This is a genomic window from Bacillus cereus group sp. MG16 (assembly GCF_040459875.1).
Classification (GTDB): domain Bacteria; phylum Bacillota; class Bacilli; order Bacillales; family Bacillaceae_G; genus Bacillus_A; species Bacillus_A paranthracis.
This window is the reverse complement of the sequence record NZ_JARVHE010000008.1, coordinates 1-9,753: the sequence shown is the minus strand read 5'-3', so window position 1 is coordinate 9,753 and position 9,753 is coordinate 1. Positions and strand designations below refer to the sequence as shown.

Genomic DNA, 9,753 nt, shown 5'->3' with positions numbered 1-9,753 from the left:
CTTATAGAACTAGGCATGGCTTAAGTAAGTTGATGAAGAGTTTAAAAGATAAAGGAATATTAGCTTGTGCCGAAAGTGGATTTTCTGATGAATCCGGAAGAGTTTGTACAAAACGAACTTGGTTAGTAAATCCAAATATTATTTGTGCTTCAAGAAAAACATCTATTGATAGAGTTACTAAACATATATTTAAAGGTATTTTGAAGAATTTCACATTAGATTCAGATTCTAAAAAAGTACATAATTTACCGGTTTATTTTTTTTGAGAGATACTCTTGTATTTCTCTTTTTTTTATGTTAGAACCGAACAAACTTTCGTACCAAAATTTGTACACTAGTGTACAAAAATTTGTACACTCCCACCCTCATGAACCCTTGATATTACTGACTTTTTTTTTTTTCCTTCTTACTCTTATTTATATAGGTTTTTTCGCTCGGTATTTTTTGCTATTTTTCAAGGTTAAGATACGTTAATTTTTCACGCTATATTTAGATAAAAATCCGAAGGATTGCCCCTTTTTGTAGTTTCCGTGCTTCGCTATCGAACTGGCTAGCCCAGTTAGGCTATCACAGGGATTCTCATTATAAAGGGTTCGGCTACGCCCGTTTCGCTATGCTACACGCCCTTTACAACGAGCCTCTACCCTGCGATTTCCTACCAGTGCGCCAGCTCTGGCCGCTTAGCATAGGAAACTACAAGGGGCGTTCCTGTTTAAATTACAGATTTCAAAACGATAAAAAATAAAAATCAATAAAACCTTTGAAAATAAAAATACAAAGATTAAAAAATTATAAAAGAAACAAACATCGGATTTAATCAAACGTTTGTTTAACAAATAGCCGCGCCATGGCGCGGCTATTTGCAAAGACCTATGAAAAAATATGTGGAATAAATTATGATATATAGTTCCACACCCATTTTCCATAGGTTGCATGTAGACTGAAGTTGCATTTAGATGCTATGTATAGCCGATTCCCCGCCCCACACCTTCTTTTCTTCGCTACCGCTACGAACTTACTGACCACTCACATACTACGTCTACATGTGAGTGGTCAGTAAGTCAGAAGGTGTGGGGCGGGGAATATGAGAGTTAAGTGAGGGGGGAAGAGTAGTAGAATAAGAGAGTAAGAGAAGAAAATGGGTATGGAATAGAAGAGAAGAATAGATAATAATAGGTATGGAAATAGGTATGGAAGATGATGGTGAGAATATGGTAAAGTGATAGATGGTAAAGGTAAGAGATTGGAAGAGTAGATGTATAGAAGGATAGAAGAATAGGAGAGGGAAATATGGCAATTACGAAGAGAGATGTAGAAATAGTAGAGTGGGTAAATTTGCATGGGTTTGTATTAGCAGAACAGGTACAAGAGTTTTTTGGTTTGGGAAAGACAGTTGTTTATAGGAGATTAAAAGAGATGGTAGAACAGGGGGTATTGAAGAGAGAGAGGATTTTATATGATTATGGGAATGTGTATTGGGTAACGAAAGATGGTGTGGAATTATGTGAGAGTGAAATGGCAGCGGGGAAAAAGCCGAGTGTGAATAATTTTGTGCATGATAAAAAATTAGTGGATTTATCGGTAAAGTTGTTAAAAAAATATGAGGGATCGAGTTGGATAACAGCAAGACAAATTAAATCGAGATTAGTTAAAAAGGCAAGTGAAAAAGATAAGTTTAAAGCATTAGCTATGAGAGTGGCAGATGGGATATTGATTGTGAATGAAAAGAAGTATGCAGTAGAACTAGAGTTGTCATTAAAGAATCGAACAAGAGTGAAGCAGATTATAAGCGATTATGCGGAACGAATTGCGAAAGGGCAGTATGTTAGTGTGATTTATGTAGTAGAAAAGGAAAGCATTGCAAAAGTATTAAGAGAAGAAATGAGTCAAACAGTTGTATCAGATAGATTTCAAATTATGAAATTATAAAGATAGGAGTAGAAATGATATATGGCAAATCAGCAGTATGAAGAAAATCGAAATTCATTAGATATGTTTCGATTTACGGCAGTTATATGTTTTACAAGTGGGTATCTTATTGCAATTATTTTTAAAAGGATTGGTGCATTAGCACAGGTAGGAAAATTAGAAAAACGAATTGTATTTTGGATTGCATTTGGATTTTCGATTTTATGGGTGTTGAATGATTTTCAAACATTATTGTCATCTAGTGTTGTATCATTTATGATTTCGTTTACGGAAAATTATTTTGGAGTTATGCCAGATATGATGAAAAAATTTGTATTTGCTATTTTTCCAGAGGATAATACGCTGTTAGCGTTTTTAGTGAATGGTGTTAAAACAGCGGGGTTAGTGGTTGCGATTGAACATGTGTTTAAATGGGCAACTCGAGTCGATGAATCAACTGTACAAAGTAGTCCATCTTTAGAGCGAGAGAAACAAGAAAATAGTTTGGCCAATAAAGTTATTGTGAATTTAAAAGAGAAACAGCAAGAAAAAAACTATCAGAAAGAAATGGATCGTGGGGAAATTCCAAAAGGTGTGCGTTTAGGAAGAACTATGACTGGAGGTCAAGAAATCACGTTAACACCAGATGTTTTAAAGAAACATATTGGATTAGTTGGAACAACTGGTTCGGGTAAAACGATAACGATTAAAACATTTTTGGAATACGCAATTTTAAAGAAACAAGCAGGGATTTTTATTGATGCAAAAGGGGACATGAAACTTGCGGAAGAAATTCGGAAGTTTGCTGAAAAGCATAAACGTCCTTTTTATCATTTCAATACAGATGGAGTTGGCATGCACTATAATCCTTTGGCTGTAGGGACTCCAACAGAGTTAACAGATAAAATTTTAACGCTGTCTGATTGGTCTGAAGAACATTATAAGTTATCTTCTCAAGAGTTTTTACAATATTTATTTCGTGTTTTTGAAGCTAGAAATGTGAAAGCGACTTTAACAAGTGTTTCTCAGTATTGTGATGCAGATGCTTTAATTGGATTGATTACAAGTCAATCAGAAATAGAAGTAACGGAAGAAGCGTCTAAAATGGTTGCTGTTAGTAATTTAAGTAATACAGATGGTTTAGTGTTGTTTGATAATGAAAAAGTTGATTTAAGCAAATCTGAGCCTTCTGAGAGCATTTTCAAACGTGATGAAGTTTTCAATTTGATTCCAAAAATTAAGCGGATTGATAAAAAGGCAATTGAAGGTTTGGCCAGTCGTGTTTCTATTTTGGCTGAAGGAGATTTTCGACATTTGTTCCAGGAAGAAGAGGGAAATACAATCGCATTACATCAAGTGTTAGAAGAAAGAGGAATGGTTATTTTTACATTGGATAGTTTGCGATATCCGGAAGGTGCTCGACAACTTGGAAAAATGATTGTGAATGATTTAAAAACGAATGTGAGTAGTCATATGAAACACAGAGAAGGTGAACATGTAACAGTTGCTATTGATGAATTTAATGTACTTGTTACGCAGCAAGTTATTGATGTGATTAATAAATCTCGTGGGGCAGGATTTGAGGCATTGCTTGCTTTTCAATCTTTAGCAGATATAGAAACGGTGAGTGAGCATTTACGAAAACAAATCATGCAAAACTGTAATACTTTAATTGTTCAGGCACAGAATGATCCAAGTGATGCAGAAGAATTGGCAAAAGTAATTGGTACAGCTGATAGTTTAGATTTTACTTATCAGGTAGATATGGCTCAAGGTGTAACAGGTTTGGGAAGTATGCGAAATGTGAAAAACTTTGTGTTCCATCCAGATGAAATTAAAGCATTACAGACTGGGGAAGCCTTGGTGAAAATAAAGCAAGGTGATAAACTAGTAAGGAAAAAAATTAAGGTAAGAATGGTAAAATGGGAGGATTAATTACGTGTTAATTTTAACAGCTTTTGTGAATTGGATTATTATATATATGCTTTTATCTTTATATATAGATTCCAATATTTTAGCCGCATTTATTTCGGCGGTTATTATTGGTGGGCTTACTGTATTAAGCACAACCGAACATGCAGAAAAATTGTATCGTTATATGAATGGCATGAGACGAGCGACGAAACGAGAAGTAGAACAAATCAAACCAATTTTAGATGATTTATGTCAAAGAGCAGGTATACAAGATTTGGTTTTATGTGTAGCAGATGAACCATTCCCAAATGCGTATGCATTAGGTAGTAAGACAGTTTGTGTGACGAAAGGATTATTAAAAACAGCAAATGAGGAAGAGCTTGCAGGGATTCTTGCTCATGAACTTGGCCATTTGAAATATGGGGATAGTAAGCGTTCTGTCATGGCGCATACGTTGAATACAGCAGGTACAGTGGCTACATGGATATTAGTAGCTATGGCAACGATTTTATCTCTTCTCTCGAATCGTGTGCCGATTGTGGCTGTATTAGCGGCGCTTGCAGCGGTCGTATTAAAAGCTATGCAAGTGGTTTTACATCGAGTTGCGGATTTATCATTTCGAGTGGTAGGAAGAAAAGAGGAATTCCGAGCGGATGCGTATGCAGTCGAATTAGGAATGGGAGAAGGTTTACTATCCTTTTTAGAAAAAATAGAAGGAACTGAAGGTTCTCCAAAAGGGATCTGGGCACGTTTAGAAGCGACTCACCCACCTGTAGCATTTCGGATTGAACAAATAGAAATTGCGCTAGAAGAAAAACAGATAGAATCTTTATAATAAATAAGGATTTGTGATACAATAAGTATTCCATCACTAACTAACTTAAGGGTTTTATCTATAAAAAATCTCTTTATATGTGTGCATATAAAGAGATTTTTTGCGTTTATGTTATTTGTAATTATGTTAAGATTGATAAGACTACATTTGAAAATGTGGGTTCAAGTTGCTGTTTGACTGAATTGCACCAAAAAACCAATTCCATTACACGGGAATTGGTTTTTTGGGTGAAATTTAGTATATTTATTGCTAGCCTAAAGGAGATTCGTTTCTTTCTAATTTAGTATAACTTAAATAGAAAGAAAATTCAAAAACAAAAACATGAACATTTACATATTTTCAAATTAATCAACAAAAATGTAAAGATATGGGTTATAATAAGTGAAGAAACATTCTCCTGTTCCTATGTTTCTATTGATTGTTATTTTTATCTGTTTTGGTGCGAAATCTGTAGATAGATTTTGCACCCCCCTTCATTCTTTGATATTTATGTATAATAATATAAATAATTTTGATATAATGATTGTGTCTGTAGTTTCTTTTAATTCGTTTGTATAAAGGGCAATTCCTGTTTTTAAGAGGAATTGCCTTTTTGTGTGCCTTTTATAAATCAATACAGTATATGTGAAAATAGATAATAAGGTTCTTGTTATGTGAAAGTATGGGGAATAGGGGGGAAACTTTTTCTGTTTTTAATGACTATATTTTTTATAGGTACGAAAATTGTTGATAAAATTCTATTTTTATAATTATTAAACAGAATTGTTAATATATAGGTTATAATAGAAAAGAATATATGTATATTTAAACGAGCGAGCGTTTTTGTTTGTATGGGGGGAAAATGAGAAGTCTTTTTAAAAAGACTTCTCATTTTTATGGATGGAAGGAGTGATATATATTATAAATTATTATTCTTATCATCAAATGTTTTTAATTTTTATGACGGTTATAGCTATGTTTTTATATATTTTATATGTGAACAGACCGACTTCAAAAAATAAATGGAATCTTTTGATCGTAGTGTTTTTATTTTTTTTATTAATTATTTATTTATAGTTTTTTTGTAGTAAATCTAAAGTAAACTTTTGAATATTAGTTTACTTTCATTCTTTTGATTTTATGGGATTTTAAGAGAATTTTGGAAAATAGATATTTCCGTAAGGAAAGTATACATTCAGAACACTGAAATAAAAGGATTTCCACGCCCGACCTTTGCCCCCTAGTCTTCGCAGTACGGAGTGGCGCACTGGCATAGGAAACACAGGTTGGAGGCTCGATGTAAAGGGCGTGTAGCGTAGCGGAATGGGCGAAGCCGAACCCTTTATATGGAGACCGCCTGTGTTAGCCTATCCGGGCAAGCCAGTCCGGTTGCGAAGTGGGGGGAAAGAAAAGGAGGGCATTTAAAGTAGAGAAAACAAAAAATATAAGCTGATCAGCTTATATTTTTTGTTTTCTTTCAAGGATTTAGTATAAATAAAGTTATTGCAGATATAGAGATAAAGATGATTAATACAAAAATTGTAATTTTTGTTGAGTTAGGTTTTTTAGGGGTGTTATTGAAATATCTTATAGCTGAAAAAATAGCTATTAAAGCCATTCTAATAATAAATAATAGGTGAGATGTTTGCATGATTAGTTGCTCCCTTTTTTATTTTTGGTTATAAATTTTAAAGATTAAATTAGAAAAAGAATCCTCTAAAAATCAGAGGATTCTTTTTCTTGTGAAGTATCGCTAATAGTGAATTATTTTTATAAGAATGTGTAGTAGAAGGTTATAGCAAATCCGATTATAAAGAGTAATGATACGAGGAGATAGACTCTTTTTTTGTTATCTCTTGCTATTATTTTATCTAGTGTAATGAAAATACCAACAACACCTGCGATTAATGCGAATTTAGCAAATTCAGATGGATATGTGAAGGCAACTACTGCAAAACAAGCAATAATCAATGTTAGTCTATAAAACAGTATTCCTTTAGACATTTCCATTTGAGGAATCACATCCTTCTTTTTATATTTGACTAGCAGCGCAACCAATTGCGTAACCAGCTAGACATCCAAGACAACCGCCACATGCATATGGACTAGCAAACAAACATCCGCCACATGCGCCTTCGCAAGCCCATTTAGCCCATTGAGGCATAGTTTTCCAGTTGTTTTTGATACAACGTTGAACATCTTCCCAGTAACCTGCTTTAGCATTGTTTTCTTTTAAGATTGATTCACTTTTTCCATCAGTGAATAATTTCATCTGATTAAGTTTTCCATCTTTTGAATTTAGGTCTAGAGTTCCGACATTTTCACCATCTAATGTTTTTACTGTTAAAAGAATCGTATCACCATTATTTGGTGTTTTCAATTCTAAAAATGTAGGGTCAGCAAATTTACTTTCAAATTCATTAAATCCTACAGTTAGATATTGTTTTGTATCATTAGATTTAGGGTTTTCTTTTGAAGGAATTATGATAGCCGATGTTTTAGTTTCTTTATAATCGACTTTAACAGCTTCTTTCCATTCAAAATCTGCTGTGGAGTAAATACTTAATTTGTTTTGTTTAAGATCAGTTAATTGTTTTTTTACTTTGTCCAAAATTTGTTCGTCAGCAAATTTATTTGTTTCATTTGTAGAAAGGTTTTCTGGTTTTTTACAAGGTACACAATCGTTCTTTTTCCCGTTGGTATTATTATTAATATTGTTACTAGTATTATCTTGTGCAAAAACTTTTTCTAAATTTAGTGAGTATGGTTGAAAAACTCCAAAGGCTAATATAATTGCGACAAAAGCTAATCCGAAAATTTTTTTCAAATTAATACATCTCCCTTATAAGTATAATTTCTCCTCGCCTCCATAATAGACCAATAATTGAAAATTTTTAATGTTTTTCTAACAATTGGAATATAATGTTGACTTAGAGAACTTTGATATATTCCGTTTTTCATTTATTTGAAAATCAGATTATAAAAAAACACCTTCATTCTTGAAGGTGTTTTTTTCTTATAAGTCAGTGTGTGTTTGTAAAAAATAATCTGGTCTTGCTGGTGCACCTCCACCGTCTCCTATATTTACAGCTTGATTTTTAAAAGAGTCGTTTAATCCTAACGATAGGATACTAATTAAAGATATTCCAAGTATAGTTAGATAAATTTTTTTCATTATTTTAACGCTCCTTTTTCTAATTCATTTTTTTGAGCTGTATTGCTCATGTAAAAATATTGACTTGCTTTGTTATAGTTATTTTCTTTATAAAATTTTAGGGCTAAGATATCAGCATATTCTTTTACGCATTCCCATAGTTTTTCTTTTTTAAAGTAAGTAATACCTTCTGAAATTGATGTTTCTAAAGTTAATGTAGGAACTTTATTATTAAGTGCTTTTAAGATTTTAAAGCGATGTTGGAATTCTTGATTGTTAAAGTCGTTACTAAGTTTTAATCCTTTTTCAATTAGTTGTTCAGCGTAATTATGGTCATTTATTTTATAGTATTCAAATGCTTCTACGAAAAATGCTTTGAAATGATTTGGATTGTTTTTTGTTACTTCAGATACATGACGAATTGCCAGCTTAGATAAATTTTGTTTTGAATATAACCAGGCTAAATTATGTCTTACCATAAGGATGGAGTTTTTATGATTGTTTTTTTGGAATGTGTCTAGGGCTTTATTAAATGATTCCTCAGCTAATTCGAAATGTTTTAAGTCAATACAACATAGGCCTATAAAGTTATCACATAGTGCTACATTTATTTCATAACCTTCATGTTTTGAAAATTCTTCTTTAGCTAATTTTATATAATCAAGAGCTATTACTTGTTTATAGATTTGATAATAAAAATATCCCATTCGATAATTAAATTCAGCATGTTCTATTGGATCAGGAATATGTATTAATAGTTCTTTTGCTTTTTCATAGTGTTCACTTGCTTCAGTGTAATTGGATGTTAAAGTAGAATGGAATGCTTTAAAGAAGTGATAATAATAAGCTAGGAAGTCATCTGCTGGAGTTGTGAAATTATCCATTTCATCAAAACTGTTTTCGTTAATACTTATCCAATCTGTTAATGCTTTGTATCTAAAATCCAATAAAGAATAGTATAAGAGTAAGTTTTGATTTTCTTTAACATTGTTAATTTCACTGTCTATATATTCTTTTAATTGTTTTGCTTTAACTAATTGTTGTTTTAGCATAGATTGATACCAGTCATTTAATAATTTTGTTATTTGTTCATTTTCTAATTGAACATTCATAGAATCTTCCCCTTTTCCAAAATTATCTATATCTTGTTTTCACCATGTTATCATGGTATTACATTAGATTAACTTTTAAATAAGTTGATATATATAATTTTGAATATTCTGTTTATTTCAGTTTTTATTTTATAGAGATGACAAAAACCCCTTAATATATAAGAGGTTTTTGTTAATGGGCATAAATAAGGTATTTGTCTCATTGACATTTTTAAGATATCAAATTTGGTTAAATTTGTATATATTTGTTTTTGTAAATATAAAAAGTCAGACAAGATACAACAAAAAAAGCCAAGCGTGTTATAATTGAAGTGTCGAAGCTACAACTATAAACGAAGGGCTTTTTTGTCTCTTATAAGAATTGTTAGAGTTTAAGAATCAAGAATAAATCTTCTAACTACATAATAACAAAATTAAAGTCTCTTCGCTAGTTGTAAATACTAGAAGTGGAGAGTTATTGATGAAAAAAACAGTGGACTTTTCAGAAGTTGAGAAAAATGCCAGAATACGTGATTTAGAGATTGAGCGAAAAAAGCATGAGAATCACTATACGAAAGAGCAAGAACAAGAATTAGGACAGGCTCTTGAAACATTACAAAATCTTACGGGTGCCGAGTATTATGTAGGGCGGAAACGAGATCCATTTGCTCAGGTGGAATTTTCCCAAATCATTCAAGCGAATGTACGATATTTAATTAAGATTGGATATTTAACTAATGCTGAACGTTTGTTACTTTTAGATTTGAGTTGTTATGTAGAGGTTGGAACTCATGTTTTAGTTGAAAAAGATGTTGATAGTATTGATAGAGATGTAATTAATAATGCTTCGGTTACTTATCTTGCTGAGGAGA

At 32.1% G+C, this 9,753-nt stretch carries 7 protein-coding genes and 2 pseudogenes; 5 read left to right on the top strand and 4 right to left on the bottom strand.

The features are described 5' to 3' along the window. From QCI73_RS30810 to QCI73_RS30795, 4 genes and pseudogenes are all read left to right on the top strand, one after another. Window positions 1–266: pseudogene (locus tag QCI73_RS30810) on the top strand (MarR family transcriptional regulator); the annotation flags it as partial. A gap of 1,024 nt (window positions 267–1,290) precedes the next feature. Continuing rightward, complete coding sequence (locus tag QCI73_RS30805) at window positions 1,291–1,929, top strand: helix-turn-helix domain-containing protein (RefSeq protein WP_001018685.1); 639 nt, start codon at window positions 1,291–1,293, stop codon at window positions 1,927–1,929. Window positions 1,930–1,950: 21 nt separating this feature from the next. Continuing rightward, entirely contained in the window at window positions 1,951–3,843 is a 1,893-nt protein-coding gene (locus tag QCI73_RS30800; RefSeq protein ID WP_353824199.1) for a type IV secretory system conjugative DNA transfer family protein, read from the top strand. Between the two features lie 4 nt (window positions 3,844–3,847). After that, window positions 3,848–4,657, top strand: a complete 810-nt coding sequence (locus tag QCI73_RS30795; RefSeq protein WP_353824198.1) for a zinc metalloprotease HtpX — start codon at window positions 3,848–3,850, stop codon at window positions 4,655–4,657. 1,749 nt (window positions 4,658–6,406) lie between these two features. Here QCI73_RS30795 and QCI73_RS30790 read toward each other — a convergent pair. The 4 genes from QCI73_RS30790 to QCI73_RS30775 form a co-directional block, all read right to left on the bottom strand. Further along, on the bottom strand, window positions 6,407–6,646 hold the full coding sequence (locus QCI73_RS30790; protein WP_001996437.1) for a hypothetical protein: 240 nt from the start codon (window positions 6,644–6,646) through the stop codon (window positions 6,407–6,409). A 22-nt stretch (window positions 6,647–6,668) separates the two neighbouring features. Further along, entirely contained in the window at window positions 6,669–7,463 is a 795-nt protein-coding gene (locus tag QCI73_RS30785) for a hypothetical protein (RefSeq protein WP_001996440.1), read from the bottom strand. 189 nt (window positions 7,464–7,652) lie between these two features. Continuing rightward, a complete protein-coding gene (locus QCI73_RS30780) occupies window positions 7,653–7,811 on the bottom strand; it encodes a Phr family secreted Rap phosphatase inhibitor (protein WP_001996449.1) in 159 nt (52 codons plus the stop codon). Continuing rightward, a complete protein-coding gene (locus QCI73_RS30775) occupies window positions 7,811–8,902 on the bottom strand; it encodes a response regulator aspartate phosphatase (RefSeq protein WP_353824197.1) in 1,092 nt (363 codons plus the stop codon). Before QCI73_RS30775 ends, QCI73_RS30780 begins: the two co-directional genes overlap by 1 nt. A 460-nt stretch (window positions 8,903–9,362) precedes the next feature. Here QCI73_RS30775 and QCI73_RS30770 point away from each other — a divergent pair. Further along, a pseudogene (locus tag QCI73_RS30770) lies at window positions 9,363–9,753 on the top strand (MarR family transcriptional regulator); the annotation flags it as partial.